The organism is Rhizobium sp. LjRoot30, from assembly GCF_964253915.1.
Taxonomy (GTDB): domain Bacteria; phylum Pseudomonadota; class Alphaproteobacteria; order Rhizobiales; family Rhizobiaceae; genus Metarhizobium.
The window spans coordinates 44,100-60,028 of sequence record NZ_CAXUSG020000001.1 but is presented as its reverse complement, the minus strand read 5'-3'; the positions used below and the strand labels follow the sequence as shown (position 1 = coordinate 60,028).

Below are 15,929 nucleotides of genomic sequence, written 5' to 3'. Positions count from 1 at the left end.
CATTTTCGTATCCAGCTTTATTTGCGCGCCCACAACACCTTGTAGCGGGCGTTGCGGCAAACCTCGCCGCTCTCCCTGAAACTCTCCGCCAGCACCGGCTCGTAGGGCAAGCCACGATTGGCGACCAGCAGCAGGCGGCCACCATTCTTCAAAACGCCGGCAGCGCGGCGGATGAAGGCCTGGCCGAGCGAGGGTTCGGCGGCATGCCCTTCATGGAAGGGCGGGTTCATGATGACGAAATCGTATTTGTCGCGAATCTCTTCCGCCGCCAGATCGTGCCAGAAGAAGCGTGTCGGCGTGTTCGGGCAGTTGGCTGCCAGATTGGCCTTGGCGCTCTCCAGCGCCTCGTAATCGGCCTCGTAGAGGTCGATACGATTGGTCCGCGGTGCACGTTTTGCCAGTTCCACTGAAAGATAACCCCAGCCGGCACCAAAATCGGCGACATTGCCGTCAAAATCGGCCGGCAGGCGTGCTGCCAGCAGTTCCGAACCGGCGTCGATGCGGTCGTGTGAGAACATGCCCGCCGACGTATCGAACCGGCCTTCGACACGCACCGGCTGCTTTGCGAACTTGGCGACGGCAGCAGACACATCCGCCGGGCGGACGAACGACAGGGCGACACCGTGATATTTGGGGGTCGATTCGGCATTGAGCCCAAATCCTTCGAGGCGCTTGCGCAGCGACTGGATGCCGTCTTCCTTGGCGCCGGCGATGACGACGGTGCCGCCTTCGCGCACCTGCTGCAGCGCCGTGGCGATGCGATCTTCATTCTCGCCCTTGTGCTTGCCGCAGAGGACAAGGGCGTGGTCGTAGACGCCTTCCTCCAGCACCGGGGTCACATCGGGATAACTTGCCTGCAACGGACGGAACAGCGCCCGCTGGCCCTGCACCGGCACAAGCGTCGCTTCAAAACCTTTCGGCAGGGCAAAACCCGCCTCGGCGCCGAGAAAGAGTACGCGCTCGCCGGCAACAGGGTTTTGCACCACGCCGCTGGCAAAGGGATGGAACAGGGTCTTGACGGCATCGCGGGCCATGAAACACCTCATGAGCTAAAGCATGTCGCGCACAATGCGCATCCGTCCTGCGACAAGACATGCAAACTGTCAAAAAAGAAAGCGCCGGAGCGGATCGTCGCCGCTCATCATGCGCTTCGGATAAGAAAAAGGCGCGGAAATCATCCCGCGCCTCGAACTCGGAACAGCGTGGCCGATTATTCGGCGGCTTCGCCGTCGTCCTTCTTCTTCTTTTCTTCGCCGACAACTTCCTTGCCGGTCGCCTGGTCGACGGCCTTCATGGAGAGGCGAACCTTGCCGCGCTCATCGAAGCCCATCAGCTTGACCCAGACCTTGTCGCCTTCCTTGACGACGTCCTGGGTCTTGGCGACACGCTCGGAAGCGAGCTGCGAGATGTGGACGAGGCCGTCACGGGCGCCGAAGAAGTTGACGAAGGCGCCGAAGTCGGCGGTCTTGACGACCGTGCCTTCGTAGATCTGGCCGACTTCCGGTTCTGCGACGATCGAGTGGATCCACTTGCGGGCCGCTTCGATCTCCTTGCCGGAGGACGAGGCGATCTTGACGGTGCCGTCGTCTTCGATGTTGATCTTGGCGCCGGTCTTTTCGACGATTTCGCGGATGACCTTGCCGCCCGAACCGATGACTTCACGGATCTTGTCGACCGGGATGTTCATCACTTCGATGCGCGGGGCGAATTCGCCGAGCTGGCCGCGGCTTTCGGTGATGGCGTTGGCCATTTCGCCGAGGATGTGCTTGCGGCCGCCCTGCGCCTGGCTGAGCGCGACCTTCATGATCTCTTCGGTGATACCGGCGATCTTGATGTCCATCTGCAGCGAGGTGATGCCGTCGGCGGTGCCGGCGACCTTGAAGTCCATGTCGCCGAGATGATCTTCGTCACCGAGAATGTCGGAGAGAACGGCGAAACGGTCGCCTTCGAGGATCAGGCCCATGGCGATACCGGCAACCGGCTTGGCGATCGGAACGCCGGCGTCCATCAGAGCGAGCGAGGTGCCGCAGACGGTAGCCATCGACGACGAGCCGTTCGACTCGGTGATCTCGGAAACGACGCGCAGCGTGTAGGGGAACTGCTCTGCAGACGGCAGCATCGGACGGATGGCGCGCCATGCGAGCTTGCCGTGACCGATTTCGCGACGACCCGGCGAACCCATGCGGCCGGTTTCACCGACGGAGTAGGGCGGGAAGTTGTAGTGCAGAAGGAAGCGTTCCTTGTACATGCCGGTCAGGCTGTCGACATACTGCTCGTCTTCGCCGGTGCCGAGCGTGGCGACAACGATCGCCTGGGTTTCACCGCGGGTGAACAGGGCAGAGCCGTGGGTGCGCGGCAGCAGGCCGACTTCCGAGACGATCGGACGAACGGTTTCCAGGTCGCGGCCGTCGATGCGGCTCTTGGTGTCGAGGATGTTCCAGCGAACGATCTTGGCCTGCAGGTGCTTGAAGATCGCGCCGACTTCTTCAGCCGTGTACTTGGCTTCGCCTTCTTCCGGCAGGAAGTGGGCCTTGACCTTTGCCTTGACGGCGTCGACGGCAGCGTAACGAACGGCCTTCTGGGTGATCTTGTAGGCTTCGCGCAGCTCGGCTTCGAAATGCTTGAGCATTTCGCCTTCGAGTTCGGAATAGTCTTCCGGCTGGAAGTCGCGCGGCTCCTTGGCGGCAACTTCGGCGAGCTGGATGATCGCGTCGATCACCGGCTGGAAGCCCTTGTGGCCGAACATGACGGCGCCGAGCATGATCTCTTCGTTGAGTTCCTTGGCTTCGGATTCAACCATCAGCACGGCGTCCTGGGTGCCGGCAACGACGAGGTCGAGAACCGACTCGTCCATCTCGTCGAGATGCGGGTTGAGCACGTATTCGCCATTGATGTAGCCGACGCGGGCGCCACCGACCGGGCCCATGAACGGAACGCCTGACAGCGTCAGGGCGGCAGACGTCGCAACCATGGACAGGATGTCCGGGTTGTTTTCAAGGTCGTGCTGGACGACGGTGACGACGACCTGGGTGTCGTTCTTGTAGCCTTCCGGGAAGAGCGGGCGGATCGGGCGATCGATCAGGCGGGAAACGAGGGTTTCGTTTTCGCTCGGACGGCCTTCGCGCTTGAAGTAGCCACCCGGGATCTTGCCGGCGGCGTAGGTCTTTTCCTGGTAGTTGACGGTCAGCGGGAAGAAGTCCTGGCCCGGCTTCGGCGCCTTGGCGGAAACGACAGTGGCGAGAACGACGGTTTCGCCGTAGGTCGCGAGAACGGCACCGTCAGCCTGGCGGGCGATCTTGCCGGTTTCGAGCTTGAGCGGGCGGCCGGCCCACTCGATTTCAACGGTATGGGTATCGAACATAACTTGTCCTTATGGAATGCGGAAAGCGGGCCGCGTTGCTGTGCGGGACCGGCTCGAGCCGCATAAACATGACACATCACGGGCAAGACAACGGGAGGCTTCATTGGCCGGGCGGCGTGCATCCTCATTGCACGCGGCACACAAGGCCGTTCATCCGGTACGTCCCTTTCGGGTTTTCTAGCGCACCGCTGCCGAAAACTTCGGCAAAAGCATCCGGCAATCCTGCCCCATGACAGGTCATCGGTTGGTTTTGGCAGATCCGGCCCATCCGGGCCTGCCGGTCTTACAGCATCCGACTGCGGCAACAGCTAGGCGCCATCGGATGAAGTACAAGGGCAACAGCCCTTAAAGAACTGGCGGGCGCCTCTTTTCGAGGCAGCCCGCCAGGCAATCTTAGCGGCGGATACCCAGGCTGGAAATCAGCTTGGAATAACGGCCTTCGTCCTTCTTCTTGAGGTAGTCAAGAAGCGAGCGGCGGCTGGAAACCATCGTCAGGAGACCACGACGGGAGTGGTTGTCCTTCTTGTGGCCCTTGAAGTGCTCGGTCAGGTTGTTGATGCGCTCGGTGAGGATCGCGACCTGAACTTCCGGAGAACCGGTGTCGCCTTCAACGGTTGCGTATTCCTTGATGAGTTGCGCCTTGCGCTCAGCAGTGATCGACATCGGACAATCCTTTCTAAGAGGAGGAAACAAGTCGCCAAAAGCCGGGATGTCGTCCAGCTTTGGCCGCGAAAAGCAACGGAAGCCCGTGTGCTGGCGCTGCCTATAAACCATTCAGGGCGCAAAGGGAAGAGGCACGCTCTTCCCGGTCCTTGCGGCCCGTTGCGGCAACCGTCAGGCGAAGACCCGCTTGGGGCGGAACTCGCCTTCGCCGATCTCGCCGATGGCAATCAGCTTGCCGCGCGCCGTGGCATAGGCCTCGGATTCGGCCACCGGCGCATCCCGGCCGCGCAGCAGGATCGGGTTGCCCATCTTCAGGCGATGCGCCTGGTCGTCGGAGATGACGATGTGCGGCAGCGCCGACAGCGCTTCTCCGGTATCGATGAGGAAAGCATCCAGCGCGGCGATCCGCTCGTCGCGATCCTCGATCGCTTCCAGCGCCGTCAGCGTGGCCAGCGGCACCATCACCTCTTCGGCGAAAGGCGCGACAAAGGAGCGGCGAAGTTGGGAAATATGGCCGTAGCAGCCGAGATCACGACCGAAATCGCGCGCGAGTGCCCGCACATAGGTGCCCTTGCCGCACTCCACCTCGAAATGCGCCGTATTGGCATCCGGGCAGGCAAGCAGCGTCAGGCGAAAAACCTCGACCTCGCGCGACGGGATCTCCACCACTTCGCCTTCGCGGGCGAGATCGTAGGCGCGGTTGCCGTCGATCTTGATCGCCGAGAACTGTGGCGGGATCTGGCTGATCGTGCCGGTGTAGTTCGGCAACAGGGCGCGGATCGCCTCTTCGCTCGGGCGCTGGTCCGAAGACTGCGTTACATCGCCCTCGAGATCGTCGGTCGAGCGTTCTTCACCCCAAGTGACGGTGAATTCGTAGATCTTACGACCATCCATGACGTAAGGCACGGTTTTCGTCGCATCGCCGAGCGCGATCGGCAGCATGCCCGACGCCAAGGGGTCGAGCGTGCCGGCATGGCCGGCCTTCTGAGCGTTGAACAGCCACTTAATCTTGGAGACAGCCTCGGTCGAGCCGAAATCCACCGGCTTGTCGAGGATCAGCCAGCCGGAAATCGGCCGGCCCTTGGGCTTGCGGGGTTTTGACATGCTTTTTCTTCTACTTCTCGTCTTCGGCGTCAGCATCGAGGTCGCGCTGGACTTCCGGCGAGCGGAGAAGCGCATCGATCTTGCTGTAGTTGTCGAAGGAGGTGTCGTCGCGGAAACGCACTTCCGGCATATATTTCATCTGCCGGAGCTGGTTGCCCAGCCGGCCGCGGATGAACTTGGCATTGCGGTTGAGCGCGGCGATGACGCCCGTATGGTCGGCGACGCCGAGCGGCGTCACATAGGCGGTGGCGATCTTCAGATCGGGCGACATGCGGACTTCCGAGATGGAAATCACCGTCTTCTCGATCAGGTCGTCGCGCACTTCGCCCCGTTGCAGCACCTGCGTGATCGCGGCGCGCACCTGTTCGCCAACACGCAACATGCGCTGCGAAGGCGCTGAGGAGGTTGCTCTTGTCATGGTTTTTCCGTTTGCAGCGTTCAATGGAACGCACATAAAGGCGGTGCAATGACTCGTTCCGCGGGAAAAATCAAGACAAAGCGTCCCTGCGGCGCATCAAATGCCCTGATCTGCCGCATGGAGGGGCTTCCGAAGCCTGGCAAGCGGCTCCCGCGCCCGCTTTCATTCCCCGATGGTCAAAGGCAAGGGCTGATACGTCTGGATCTCGACAGCCTTCTGTTGCAACAGATCCACCGCCTTGCCGTCCTGAACGGCGCGCGCCTTGACCACGACAAAACCGGTAACGCTGCAATCGGTCTCGATCTTCACGGCCTGCTGCGAATCGATCCCCGACGTGCCGAGCGATTCCAACGTGATCGTCTCGTCCTGAAGCTCGGTGTTGCCGGAGGCGGTGTTCTGCGGATCGTATTGCGGGCGCAGGGTGATCTCGACATTCTCGTAGGCATTCGCCTGCTCGATGACGGCAAAATCATAGGCGCAATAACCCTGGCCGCCGAACCAGCTGTAAGTGTTGACGAGGACGAGGGAAAAGAACTGGGCCAGCATGACGATCTCCGGTGCCTGTCTCCGCATGACGTGTCAGCGGCGGTTTCCAATCGGAGCATTTCCGCATTTCTCCGAAACGCGAAAAAGCTCTCCCTTTTTGTTTCTACGCAATTCCGGAGGCAAAACCGCTTCATACTTTTGCGGGAATTGCTCCAATGAAAAAACCGCCGGCGCAAGGCCGGCGGTTTGTAACATAGATCGGAGACCCCGAAAGTTTAGAGCGTCCGCGTGATGTGTTCGACGCGGAAGCACTCGATCGTGTCGCCGGCGCGGATGTCTTCGTAGTTTTCGAAGGCCATACCGCATTCCTGGCCGACCGGCACTTCCGAGACTTCGTCCTTGAAGCGCTTGAGGGTCTTGAGCTTGCCTTCGTGGATGACGACGTTGTCGCGCACCAGGCGAACGCCTGCACCACGCTCCACCTTGCCTTCGACGACGCGGCAACCGGCGACCTTGCCGACCTTGGTGATATTGAACACCTCCAGGATTTCGGCATTGCCGAGGAAGGTTTCGCGACGCTCCGGCGAGAGCAGGCCCGACATCGCCGCCTTCACGTCATCCACCAGATCGTAGATGATGTTGTAGTAGCGGATTTCGATGCCTTCACGCTCGGCCAGCGAACGGGCCTGGCTGTTGGCACGGACGTTGAAGCCGATGATGGCGGCGTTCGAGGCTTCCGCCAGCGAAATATCCGATTCCGTCACGCCGCCGACCGCCGAGTGGACGATGCGGGCACGCACTTCGTCGGTGCCGAGCTTTTCGAGCGCGCCGGCAATGGCTTCGATCGAACCCTGCACGTCGCCCTTGATCACCAGCGGGAATTCCTTCACGCCGGAGGTCTGCAGCTGGCTCATCATCTGCTCGAGCGAACCGCGCGAACCCGACTGGCGGGCAGCCGCCTTGTCGCGGGCCAGACGCTGGCGATACTCGGAGATTTCGCGCGCACGGCTTTCGTTCTCGACGACGGCGAACTTGTCGCCGGCAGCAGGCGTTCCAGACAGGCCGAGAACCTCGACCGGCATGGCCGGACCGGCCTCCTTGACGTGTTCGCCCTTGTCGGTGACGAGCGCGCGCACACGGCCCCACTGATCGCCGGCAACGACGATCTGGCCCGGACGCAGCGTGCCCTTCTGGACGAGTACCGTCGCCACGGCGCCGCGACCGCGGTCGAGCTCGGCTTCGATGACCGTGCCTTCCGCCGTGCGGTTCGGGTTGGCGCGCAGGTCGAGAATTTCGGCCTGCAGCAGGATGGCTTCGAGCAGCTTGTCGAGGTTGGTGCCGTTCTTGGCCGAAACCTCGACGTCGAGCACTTCACCACCCATGGATTCGACGAAGACTTCGTGCTGCAGAAGCTGCGTGCGAACCCGCTGAACGTCTGCCGTCGGCTTGTCGATCTTGTTGATCGCCACGATGATCGGCACGCCGGCCGCCTTGGCGTGGTTGATCGATTCGATCGTCTGCGGCATGACGCTGTCGTCGGCCGCAACCACGAGGATGGCGATGTCGGTGGCCTGGGCACCACGGGCACGCATGGCGGTGAACGCCGCGTGGCCGGGGGTGTCGATGAAGGTGATCTTCTGGCCGTTCTGCTCCACCTGGTAGGCGCCGATATGCTGCGTGATGCCGCCGGCTTCGCCAGCAACAACGTTGGCATGACGGATGGCGTCGAGCAGCGAGGTCTTGCCGTGGTCGACGTGACCCATGATGGTGACGACAGGCGGACGCGGCAGCATTTCGCCTTCGTCATCGGCAACGTTGAAGATACCTTCTTCGACGTCGGATTCCGAAACGCGCTTGACGGTGTGGCCGAATTCGCCGGCGATCAGTTCAGCGAGGTCGGCGTCGATGACGTCGCCCGGCTTCATCATCTGGCCTTCCTTCATCAGGTACTTGATGACGTCGACGGCCCGTTCGGCCATACGCTGCGACAGTTCCTGAATGGTGATGGTTTCCGGCAAGATAACTTCGCGCATAACCTTTTCGCGGGTTTCCTGCATCTGGCTGCGGCGGAATTTCTCCTGACGGCGGCGCATGGCCGAAAGCGAACGCGTGCGCGTGCCGCCTTCGTCGTCGACGCTGGCAGCCGTTACCGTCAGCTTGCCGCGACGGCGCTCGTCCTCGGTCTTGACGCGGGTCGGCTTGGCCGGCTCGGGACGAACCACCTTGCCGCGGGCCGGAGCACCGCCACCACGGTTTGCACCGCGGTTTTCGTCCTCGTCGGAATCCGCCTTGCGGCGGTTGAGACCCGGTGCCGCGGGCGTTGCGGCGGGCGCGGAGGCCGGACGCGACGCACCACCCTGCGGGCGGCCTTCGGGACGGCGGGCAGCCGGCGTCACCGATGGCTCGACCTTGGCCTGAACCTCGGCAGCAGCCGGAGCAGCCGTCGCGGTTTTTTCCGGCGCTGCAGCCGATGCGGCAGCAGCGGCTGCTTCTTCGGCAGCGCGACGGGCAGCTTCCTCGCGTTCGGCGGCGGCGCGGGCTTCTTCCTCGACCTTGCGGCGGGCTTCTTCCTCGGCGCGACGCTTGGCGTCCTCGATATCGCGGGCCTGGGCTTCCTGCAGCGCGCGACGGCGGGCTTCCATTTCGCCGGCGGACAGGCCGTGCAGCACGGCACCGCCGCGCGGACGATCGCGGTCGCGATCCCGGTTGTCACGGTCGCGGTCCTGGCGCTGCGGCTGGTAGCCCTGCTGCGGACGCTGCTGGTTGGGTTGATGAACGCGCGGCTGAGGCGCCTGCGGAGCCGGGCGCGCCTGAACGGGCTGCTGCGTTTCGGCAGGCTTTGCGGCCACGACCGGCGGCGCGTTCGGTGTTATCGGCTTTTCGTCTTCGGGGCGCATCGGGCGCCGCTTACGGGTTTCGACCACGACCGCTTTCGTGCGACCGCGGCCCATATCCTGACGCACCGTTCCCTGGCTGACGCCGGAGGGCTTCAGGGTGAGGGTCTTCTTGCCCGGTACGCTGATTGTCTTGTCGTCGTTGTTGTCGGTCATTCCGTTCCGTTCCTTCGGACAGGAGCGGATGGCGACCCATCAACACCTGTCGTTCAATTCCTGTATCTCGATCCCGCGCCCGGCTCCCGCCGGTGACCGCGTCATTGCCTTTGCCGGCCAGCGCCGCCAGATGCCCGGGACTGACCGCCATTGCGGTACTGTTCGAGCAGGTTTGCGCGCTTCACTACACCCTCACCCGCCTGCCCTGCAAGCGCTGCGGCATGGATAAAAGCATTCTGGCCCATCAGTTCCTCCAATTCCGCATCGTTGAAGAAGCGAAACGAAGGTATTTCCTCCTCGGTTTCCATTCCGAGGTGCCAGGCCTTGCGGGCCTGGTCGATTTTTCTCACGCCGTCGTCGGCGGCATCCAGCGAGTGAAAGACGGCAAGCGCCTCCCCCGATCGCACGGCGGCATCGACCTTCATCGAGCCGATGACCAGTTGCCCCGCCTTGCGGGCGAGGTTCATCATCCCGGTCAGCTGCTTGACGAGCAGCCTGTCGACCATGGCACCGAGATCGTCCGACGCCTTGACATCCGCCTTCAAGGCCCGGGCGAAAAGCCTCTTCGCCACCGCCTTGTCGACCAGGGCGCGCTCGGCCTTCACCCAACAACCCCGGCCGGGAAGCTCGCGCTTCAGGTCGGGTACCACCGCGCCGTCAGGCGCGGCGACAAAGCGGATCAGCGTTTCCGGCGTGCCGCTTTCGCGGGTGACGATGCACGTGCGACCGTTCATCTCTCCACCTGCAACGCCATCATCTCCCGGCAATTCGTCCGATTGGGCCGCGTTCATCACGCGTCCTGCTCAGCGGTGTCACCGTCCTCGACTTCTCCGGCTTCCTCGGCAGCCTGTTCGGCAGCCAGGTCCTCTTCGGTGATCCAGCCGGCTGCAAGGCGCGCCTGGACGATCATGTTCTCAGCCTCGACACGCGATACGTCGAACTTCGAGAACAGGCCCTCGAACTTCTTCGTCTCGCCATCCTTGCGCTCCGACCAGCCGACGAGATCGTCGGCAGCGCAGCCGGCAAAGTCTTCGATCGACTTGATGCCGTCTTCGCCAAGGGCGACCATCATCTGCGCCGTCATGCCATCGATGTTGCGCAGTTCGTCGGCAACGCCGAGCTTCTTGCGCTTCTCGTCCATCTCGGCTTCGAGGCGGTCGAGGAATTCGCGGGCACGGGTCTGGATCTCGACGGCGGTATCGTCGTCGAAACCGTCGATCGAAGAGATTTCGTCGAGATCGACGTAGGCCAGTTCCTCGACGGCGGCAAAACCTTCGGACGCCAGCACCTGGCCGACCATTTCGTCGACGTCGAGCGCGTCCATGAACAGGTTGGTGCGCTCGTTGAATTCCTTCTGGCGGCGCTCGGACTCTTCCTGCTCCGTCATGATGTCGATGTCCCAGCCGGTCAGCTGCGATGCGAGGCGGACGTTCTGGCCGCGGCGGCCGATGGCCAGCGACAGCTGCTCGTCCGGCACCACGACTTCGATGCGCTCGGCATCCTCATCGAGAACCACCTTGGAGACTTCCGCCGGCTGCAGAGCGTTGACGACGAAGTTCGCCGGCTCGTTGGACCACGGAATGATGTCGATCTTTTCACCCTGCAACTCGCCGACGACGGCCTGGACGCGGCTACCGCGCATACCGACGCAGGCGCCGACCGGATCGATCGACGAGTCATTGGAGATGACGGCGATTTTCGCACGCGAACCCGGATCGCGGGCGACCGACTTGATCTGGATGATGCCGTCGTAGATTTCCGGCACTTCCATGGTGAAGAGCTTCACCATGAACTGCGGATGGGTACGCGACAGGAAGATCTGCGGGCCGCGCTGTTCGCGACGGACGTCGTAAACGAAAGCGCGGACGCGATCGCCGTAACGCATGTTTTCGCGCGGGATCATTTCGTCGCGGCGGATGATGCCTTCGCCACGACCGAGATCGACGATGACGTTGCCGTATTCGACGCGCTTGACCGTGCCGTTGATGATTTCGCCGATGCGATCCTTGAATTCGTCGAACTGGCGATCGCGCTCGGCTTCACGCACCTTCTGGACGATGACCTGCTTGGCAGACTGGGCGGCGATGCGGCCGAAATCCATCGGCGGCAGCGGATCGGCGATGAAATCGCCAAGCTTGGCGTCCGGATTGCGGTCGCGGGCAAGCTCCAGCGGGATCTGCGTCGAATAATCGTCGGCCTTCTCGACCACTTCCAGAAGACGCTGCAGGCGGATTTCGCCGGTCTTCGAGTTGATGTCGGCGCGGATGTTCGATTCGGTGCCGTAGCGGGAGCGAGCCGCCTTCTGGATGGCATCAGCCATTGCAGCGAGAACGATCTCCCGGTCGATCACCTTTTCGCGCGCCACAGCATCCGCAATCTGCAGAAGTTCTAGCCGGTTCGCACTGACTGCCATTATCGGTCTCCATCGTCTGAATTGAGTTGCCCTCTTGGAGGGGACGTTTACTCGAAGGACTCGTCTTGTTGTTCGTTCTGGTTGGCCGCCTCAGCCTTGGCCAGCTTGTCGGCCCGAAGCGCGTCGCGGATCAGGTCGTCGGTCAGGATGAGCTTGGCCTCTGCCAGCGCACTGAACGGAATGACGACACGCGGCTCCTCGCCGTAAGCGATCTGGTCGCGCTCGAGCGTAAAACCGTCGGCATCGACATCGGCGATCTTGCCGCGGAACCGCTTGCGGTTGTCGATCAGGATCGACGTCTCGCACTTGACGATGTGCCCGAGCCAGCGGGAGAAATCCGACTTGCGCACCATCGGCCGGTCGATCCCGGGGGACGACATTTCAAGATGATACGCCTTATCGACCGGATCTTCCACATCCAAAACCGGTGAAATCGCCATGGACAGCGTTTCGCAATCCTCGACGGTCATGGTGCCGTCGTTCTTTTCCGCCATGATCTGCAGCGTCAGGCCGTTCTGGTTGAGCAGGCGCACGCGCACCAGCTTGTAACCCATCGAGACGATCACCGGCTCGATGATTTCGGCGATGCGCAGGTCGACGCCGGTCTCGACGATCAGCCGCGGCTCATGGTTTTCTTGCAGTTCGGTCATTTCCGACAATCGACGCCCTCCTGGCGTTCGGCCTCCGCCATCATCGGGATGATCGGAATGCCGCGTGACATCTTCGCTCCACCGCAGGATTGCCCGTCGATTTCGGGCCTCGACATGCAGGACGGAGCGATCGTTTCATGATCGCGGTAATAAAAAAGAGCGGGTCCTCGCGGTCCCACTCTTCATCTACCGATCAAGAATTTGAGACGCATATAGTCCGAAACGGTACAAATAGCAAGAACTGCTTACCGAAGCGCCGATTTCAACGATTCATCGGGGTAGCAACTCGGCTGCAGGCCATTCTTCTGCTGCCAGTCGCCGAGCGACCGGCGGGTCTTGTATCCGGGCAGGCCGTCGACCTTGCCGACATCGTAACCCTTGGCCACCAGTGCCTTCTGCATGGCGAGCACATCCGACCGCAACATCTTGCCGACGCTGCCCCATTCGGCCTTGAAAGGACCGGAGCCGAAGGCGATGCGATCGGCGAGATTGCCGATGAACAGGGCGTAGAGGTCGGAATTGTTGTATTCCTTGATGACGTAGAAATTCGGCGAGACGATGAATTCCGGCCCATGCCGGCCGGCCGGCAACAGCATCATGCTTTCGGCCTTCGCCTCATTGGATGGAAACGCCTTGCCGGTGATGCGCTTGATGCCGAGCTTGCCCCAGTCGCCGAGCGGTTTTGCGAGGTCGGGACCTTCCTGGGCGCAGCTGACGCCCGCCGGGATCGTCACCTCGAACCCCCAGTCGCGATCCGCCTTCCAGCCCTTCTTGGCGAGGTAGTTGGCGATCGAGGCGAGGCTGTCGGGCACCGAGGTCCAGATGTTGCGATGGCCGTCGCCATCGAAATCGGCGGCATATTTTAGGTAGCTGGTCGGCAGGAACTGCGGCTGGCCCATGGCGCCGGCCCAAGAACCCTTCATCTCGCCGGCCTTGACGTCGCCGCCGTCGATGATGTGCAGCGCGGCGATCAGCTCGCGGCGGAACAGATCCTTGCGCGTCGACATGAAGGCCTTGGTGGCCAGCACCTCGATAGCCGAATAAGGAATGGCGGCACGGCCGAAACCGCTTTCGCGGCCCCAGATGGCCAGCACGACGGACCCCGGGACGCCGTAGGTGCGCTCGATCTTCTTCAGCGTCGCAGCATGCGTCGCCGCCAGCGTCCTGCCGGAAGCGGCCAGGCCCTGCAGGCGTTTTTCGGAAAAATAGCTGGCCGGCGAGGAAAACTCGGCCTGGCTCTGCTTCTGCTCGCCCTTGGGCTTTTCACCCGGGGGAACGAGATCGGGCAAGTCCCAATTCAGTGTAACGCCGTCGAAGGCCGCCGTGATCGTCTGTTTCGAGACGCCGGATTTTTCCGCTTCCGGGGAAAGGTCCTTGGCGATCCAGGCGCGGAACTGCTTTTCGACGGCCGCCTTGTCGGCCGCCGCCGCCGGCAGCGAGAAAAGGGCGGAGACAACAAGCAGAATGACCGACGATATCCGCATAGGTTTCCTCCCCTAGATTGCCGTGCGGGCGCGCAGCGCCGCCGTCAGCGTTCCCTCATCGAGATAATCCAGTTCGCCACCGACGGGAACGCCGTGCGCCAGGCGGGTGATCTTGATCTCCAGCCCGGAGAGTTGGTCGGTGATGTAATGCGCCGTCGTCTGGCCCTCGACGGTGGCGTTGACGGCGATGATGATTTCGCGCACGCCGCCTTCGTGGACGCGGTCGATCAGGCCGCGGATGTTGAGATCGTCGGGGCCGACGCCGTCGAGCGGCGACAGCGTGCCGCCGAGCACGTGATAGGCGGCATTCATGGCGCCCGCCCGCTCCAGCGCCCAGAGATCGGCGACATCCTCGACGACGATGATTACCGACTGGTCGCGGCGGATGTCGGTGCAGACGGTGCAGGGATCGATGGTATCGACATTGCCGCAGGTAGAGCAGACCTTCACCTTGTCGTAGGCATCGCCCATGGCATGCGCCAACGGACCTAGAAGCTGGTCCTTCTTCTTCACCAGATGCAGCGCCGCCCGGCGGGCGGAACGCGGCCCCAGCCCCGGCACCTTTGCCAGCAGCTGGATGAGTTTTTCGATTTCAGGACCTGTGACTCGCTTTGCCATCCGGCGCTTTTATCCCATGTTTTCCCGCGAAGGAATCACCCTGACGAGAGTTTGACCGATGAAAATCCTCGCCGTCTCCACCGGCACCGCCCAACGCCTGCCCGGCAAGAGCTACAAGACCGGCATCGACAAGCACCCCGTCAACGGCCCGGTGCTGATCGATACCGAGGGCCTGGTCGGCGACGCGATCTGCAACCGCAAGCATCACGGCGGCCCCGAGCAGGCGGTCTATGTCGAGGGGTCGCTGACGCTCGACTGGTGGGCCGCCGAACTCGGCCGAGCCATTCCGCCAGGCACATTTGGCGAAAACCTCGTCATCGAGGGTATCGACAACCGGCTTGTTGCGGTCGGTGACCGGTTCGCTTTCGGCGACATCGTGCTGGAAGCCACTTCCGCGCGCATTCCCTGCGCCACCTTCGCTGCGCACATGGACGACCCCGGCTTCGTGAATCGGTATTTTCGCGCCGGGCGGCCCGGCATCTATTGCCGGGTGCTGTCGGGTGGTGTCGTCCAGGTGGGCATGCCCGTCAGCCATACGCCTTATGGCGGCGAAAAGGTGACTATGCCGGAACTGATGGAAACCTACGGCCGCATACCCGCAGCCGACCACGCCCGTTATCTCTCGACGCCGATCAGCGCCAAGATCCGCAAGCTTTTGACCGCGGGCTGATCAGCGCGAAGCGATGGCGACAGCCGCGCCCGCCATGGCGCCGGCGCTGGCGCGATTGGCGAAACGCACCGCACGCGGACTCCTGAGGAATTGTCGCGCCTTTGCGGCGGTCGCCACCCAGACGAAATCGACGACGACCAGCACCACCAGCATGGTCGCCACCAACTCGGCCCAGCCGACGAGTGTGACGCCGGCAAGATCGATGATCGACGGCAGGAGTGCGACGTAAAACATCATGATCTTTGGATTGCCGAGTGTCACCGTCAGACCGGCGAAGAACAGTTTTGCGGCAGAGGACCGTTCCGGCAAGGCATCCTCGCCCATCGTTGCCGGCGCGAACCACATCTTCCAGGCGAGGTAGAGCAGATAGGCGACGCCGAGCCACTTGATCGCCACGAAGACGACGTGGAAGGTTTCGGCAATCGTCGCCAGGCCGGCCACAGCAAAGGACAGCCAGACGGCCTCGCCGATCCACATCGCGGCGAGGAAGGGCAGCACGTCGCGGTACCCCTTGGAGAGCACGCGGGCGACGAGTGCTGCAATGCTCGGGCCCGGCGAACCGGCCGCGACCAGCAGCGCGCCGGCAAAAACAAGCAACGATGTCAGCGTCATGATGGCCTCCCCAGCGTTTTGCGGGGAGACTAGCATGGTTTTGGCGCAGTCAGAAAGATCAGAACGGCAGCTTGAAACCGGGCGGGATCGGCAGGCCGGCAGTCAGCGCCTTGGTCTTTTCCGCCGTCATCGCCTCGGCCTTGCCCTTGGCATCCTTGTGGGCGGCGACGATCAGGTCCTCGAGGATCTCGGCTTCGTCTTCCTTGAACAGCGACGGATCGATCTTCAGGCCGAGCATTTCGCCCTTGCCGTTGAGTTTTACCGTCACGAGACCACCGCCGGACTTGCCTTCGACTTCCAGAGTGGCGATTTCCGCCTGCATCTGTTCCATCTTGGCCTGCATTTCCTTGACCTTGCCCATCATGCCCATGATGTCGCGCATCGGTTTTCTCCTTTGAGC

General features: G+C 62.5%; 14 protein-coding genes and 2 pseudogenes. 1 reads left to right on the top strand and 15 read right to left on the bottom strand.

The window, feature by feature from the left end; all coding sequences use genetic code 11:
• Positions 1 to 17: 17 nt before the first annotated feature.
• From ACSQ3I_RS00290 to recR, 13 genes and pseudogenes are all read right to left on the bottom strand, one after another.
• A complete protein-coding gene (locus tag ACSQ3I_RS00290) occupies positions 18 to 1,034 on the bottom strand; it encodes a class I SAM-dependent methyltransferase (protein ID WP_435995185.1) in 1,017 nt (338 codons plus the stop codon).
• A gap of 176 nt (positions 1,035 to 1,210) precedes the next feature.
• Positions 1,211 to 3,361, bottom strand: coding sequence for a polyribonucleotide nucleotidyltransferase (gene pnp, locus ACSQ3I_RS00285; protein WP_435995183.1), 2,151 nt, complete (start codon positions 3,359 to 3,361; stop codon positions 1,211 to 1,213).
• Between the two features lie 393 nt (positions 3,362 to 3,754).
• On the bottom strand, positions 3,755 to 4,024 hold the full coding sequence (gene rpsO / locus ACSQ3I_RS00280; protein WP_435995181.1) for a 30S ribosomal protein S15: 270 nt from the start codon (positions 4,022 to 4,024) through the stop codon (positions 3,755 to 3,757).
• 171 nt (positions 4,025 to 4,195) lie between these two features.
• Positions 4,196 to 5,128, bottom strand: a complete 933-nt coding sequence (truB, locus tag ACSQ3I_RS00275; protein ID WP_435995179.1) for a tRNA pseudouridine(55) synthase TruB — start codon at positions 5,126 to 5,128, stop codon at positions 4,196 to 4,198.
• Positions 5,129 to 5,138: 10 nt separating this feature from the next.
• Positions 5,139 to 5,546 carry a 30S ribosome-binding factor RbfA gene (gene rbfA, locus ACSQ3I_RS00270; RefSeq protein WP_109458594.1) on the bottom strand — a complete coding sequence of 136 codons (408 nt, stop codon included), beginning with the start codon at positions 5,544 to 5,546 and terminating at the stop codon, positions 5,139 to 5,141.
• A gap of 162 nt (positions 5,547 to 5,708) precedes the next feature.
• Complete coding sequence (locus ACSQ3I_RS00265) at positions 5,709 to 6,092, bottom strand: IrmA family protein (protein ID WP_435995177.1); 384 nt, start codon at positions 6,090 to 6,092, stop codon at positions 5,709 to 5,711.
• A 215-nt stretch (positions 6,093 to 6,307) separates the two neighbouring features.
• A pseudogene (infB, locus tag ACSQ3I_RS00260) lies at positions 6,308 to 8,731 on the bottom strand (translation initiation factor IF-2); the annotation flags it as partial.
• 246 nt (positions 8,732 to 8,977) lie between these two features.
• Positions 8,978 to 9,082, bottom strand: a pseudogene (locus ACSQ3I_RS00255) (hypothetical protein); the annotation flags it as partial.
• 101 nt (positions 9,083 to 9,183) lie between these two features.
• The gene (locus ACSQ3I_RS00250) at positions 9,184 to 9,873 is read right to left on the bottom strand and encodes an RNA-binding protein (RefSeq protein WP_435995175.1); all 690 of its coding nucleotides are present in this window, start codon (positions 9,871 to 9,873) and stop codon (positions 9,184 to 9,186) included.
• Complete coding sequence (nusA, locus tag ACSQ3I_RS00245) at positions 9,873 to 11,495, bottom strand: transcription termination factor NusA (RefSeq protein ID WP_435995173.1); 1,623 nt, start codon at positions 11,493 to 11,495, stop codon at positions 9,873 to 9,875. Before nusA ends, ACSQ3I_RS00250 begins: the two co-directional genes overlap by 1 nt.
• A 47-nt stretch (positions 11,496 to 11,542) precedes the next feature.
• Positions 11,543 to 12,145 carry a ribosome maturation factor RimP gene (rimP, locus tag ACSQ3I_RS00240; RefSeq protein ID WP_435996215.1) on the bottom strand — a complete coding sequence of 201 codons (603 nt, stop codon included), beginning with the start codon at positions 12,143 to 12,145 and terminating at the stop codon, positions 11,543 to 11,545.
• A gap of 245 nt (positions 12,146 to 12,390) precedes the next feature.
• A complete protein-coding gene (locus ACSQ3I_RS00235; RefSeq protein ID WP_435995171.1) occupies positions 12,391 to 13,629 on the bottom strand; it encodes a lytic murein transglycosylase in 1,239 nt (412 codons plus the stop codon).
• A 12-nt stretch (positions 13,630 to 13,641) separates the two neighbouring features.
• The gene (gene recR, locus ACSQ3I_RS00230) at positions 13,642 to 14,247 is read right to left on the bottom strand and encodes a recombination mediator RecR (RefSeq protein WP_435995169.1); all 606 of its coding nucleotides are present in this window, start codon (positions 14,245 to 14,247) and stop codon (positions 13,642 to 13,644) included.
• Positions 14,248 to 14,305: 58 nt separating this feature from the next.
• Between recR and ACSQ3I_RS00225 the strand changes: the two genes are divergently transcribed.
• Entirely contained in the window at positions 14,306 to 14,917 is a 612-nt protein-coding gene (locus tag ACSQ3I_RS00225; RefSeq protein WP_435995167.1) for an MOSC domain-containing protein, read from the top strand.
• Here ACSQ3I_RS00225 and ACSQ3I_RS00220 read toward each other — a convergent pair whose 3' ends face one another.
• Together ACSQ3I_RS00220 and ACSQ3I_RS00215 are read right to left on the bottom strand one after the other, a co-directional pair.
• Entirely contained in the window at positions 14,918 to 15,529 is a 612-nt protein-coding gene (locus ACSQ3I_RS00220) for a LysE family translocator (RefSeq protein WP_435995165.1), read from the bottom strand. It abuts the gene before it with no gap.
• 58 nt (positions 15,530 to 15,587) lie between these two features.
• Entirely contained in the window at positions 15,588 to 15,911 is a 324-nt protein-coding gene (locus ACSQ3I_RS00215) for a YbaB/EbfC family nucleoid-associated protein (protein ID WP_435995163.1), read from the bottom strand.
• Between the last annotated feature and the right edge of the window lie 18 nt (positions 15,912 to 15,929).